Source organism: Rubrivirga sp., from assembly GCF_049648075.1.
Taxonomy (GTDB): Bacteria; Bacteroidota; Rhodothermia; order Rhodothermales; family Rubricoccaceae; genus Rubrivirga.
Genome location: NZ_JBARYR010000240.1, coordinates 1 through 1,738 on the forward strand (window position 1 = coordinate 1; position 1,738 = coordinate 1,738).

Annotated in this window: 2 protein-coding genes and 1 pseudogene; all 3 read right to left on the reverse strand. The window is 70.5% G+C overall.

Annotated features, from left to right (window positions below; genetic code table 11):
- Window positions 1-205 (reverse strand): hypothetical protein (locus tag WBA11_RS07220; protein ID WP_424520026.1); only part of this gene is annotated, 205 nt, incomplete at its 3' end.
- Between the two features lie 312 nt (window positions 206-517).
- Window positions 518-1,021 (reverse strand): type VI secretion system lipoprotein TssJ, encoded by a 504-nt coding sequence (gene tssJ / locus WBA11_RS07225; protein ID WP_424520027.1) that lies wholly within the window; start codon window positions 1,019-1,021, stop codon window positions 518-520.
- A pseudogene (locus WBA11_RS07230) lies at window positions 1,018-1,738 on the reverse strand (hypothetical protein); the annotation flags it as partial. The pseudogene WBA11_RS07230 and the gene tssJ, both read right to left, overlap by 4 nt.

Genomic DNA, 1,738 nt, shown 5'->3' on the forward strand with positions numbered 1-1,738 from the left:
GGTGGGCAAAGCGTAGGCTCTCGCTCCGAGAGACCTCGAGATGGCTCGTGTCGTGGTCTGACCACGCGGTCTCGATAGGGTGAGCGATGCGGCGCTGGACCGTAGAGCGGCAGAGGCCTTCCGAGGACGCCACGATATAGATCGTGACGTCGGCGCCGCCCTCGAGGCCGACGCGGTGACGCCGCTTTTGATACGTCGCGGGCACCCCGTCCGTCGCCTCAGTGAGCCGGGGGCAGCGATGTCCAGCCCTCCGACCTGGACGTCGTGGCGCGGTACGACGCGGGCCAGCGGGTCCGTCCAATGCGAGTGGTTCTCGATGATCTCCTGGCTGAGACTAGTCGGGTAGAGGTCGCCCGGGTCGGTCACCCTCTCGGGCGTGAACACAGCGACGACTTGCGTCCCACGTAGCAGCGCTAGACGTCGCGCCTCGCGGAGATCCTCCGTGAAGCCGACGGCCTTGGTCCCATCGTCCACTCGCTGAAGCGCGGGTCGGAAAAGGCCAGCGTCCTCGAGGACGCTACCGCGAGCGGACCGTGATGCCGCCCTCGAGGACGCGGATCTGAATCGCCTTGCCCCGCACGTCGGTCGCAGGCAGGATGGCGCGCCACGCGTCGCCCTCGGGAACGCGCAAGTCGGCGGCGATGCCCAGGAACGGGGCTCCGCCCAGGTCGAGCTCCTCCATCGAGGACGTGCTGCCGGGCCGGACGGTCGCGTCGCGGACGGTGCCCGCTAGGTCGTCGGCGAGCAGGCCTTCGGGATCGCCCCAGAACGCTTGGACGGGGGTGGACAAGAACGTGGCGTCGCTCGATAGCGGGTAGAGGTAAACGCGGGCCGCGTTGCCACCACCGTTCATCTCGAGCTCGCCGACCAGGTCGAAGGCGATGGGGCCGGTGGGAAGCTCGGGGTCTTCCTCCTCGACCGAGGTAGCGGCGACGGGCGGCGGTGGGGGCGCCGAGCGGGAGAAGAAGCTGCACCCGCTCAGGACGAGCGCGGCGGCGAGAAGCGAGAGTCGGATCGTCATGAGGATCGGGAGGCGCGGGAGTGGGCCAAGCTATTGAGGTAGGCGCTCGAGAACGCGGGGCGGTACACGCGCCGCTCGGCGGCGGCGAAGTCCTCGCCCTTCATCATCGCGCACCGCTCGCGGACAAGATCGAGGACGGCGCGGTCTTTTCCGCCCTGCAACAGGCCTCCGCCGCTCGCCTGGCCGCTGAGCTGATCGGGATCGAGGCCGTTGACCAAGACGGCGGCTCCGTCGCGGGCGGCAGCGCGGTAGCCCTCGAGAAGCGCCTGGTGATGCTCCAAGACGGCCTCGGCCGCGTCATCGAGGATGGCCAGCCGCTCGGCGCGCAGACCCGGATCGGCAGGCGTGAGGTGGCGTAGCAGGGCGCCCACGTCGGCGTCGAACAGGAACGCGGTCTCGGGCGCGTGGATGACGGTGTGGCCCAGCAACTCGTGGCGGCACTGGCCCGGGATGCTGATGAGCCGGGCCACGACGGCGGCGAGCGCTCGGTGGAGGTCGTCGGGACCTTCTTGGACCGGGATGGCCTGCTGCGAGACGGGGGGAGCAGGTGGCGTCGCTGGGATCGAGACGTCGATCGGCTGCGGCGCGAAGGGGTCCGTGCCTTCTCCGATGGGTGGCCCGAACAGGTCGTCGAGGTCCGGCCCACTCGCGTCCGGCGGAGGCGCGGCTGGAGGCGGGGCGGGCGGGGTCGCGAACGAGGGCGCCGTCGGCCTCGAG

Bases quoted from the DNA above. Each gene is read 5' to 3' on its own strand.
- tssJ (WP_424520027.1), bottom strand. From the start codon at position 1,021: ATGACGATCCGACTCTCGCTTCTCGCCGCCGCGCTCGTCCTGAGCGGG.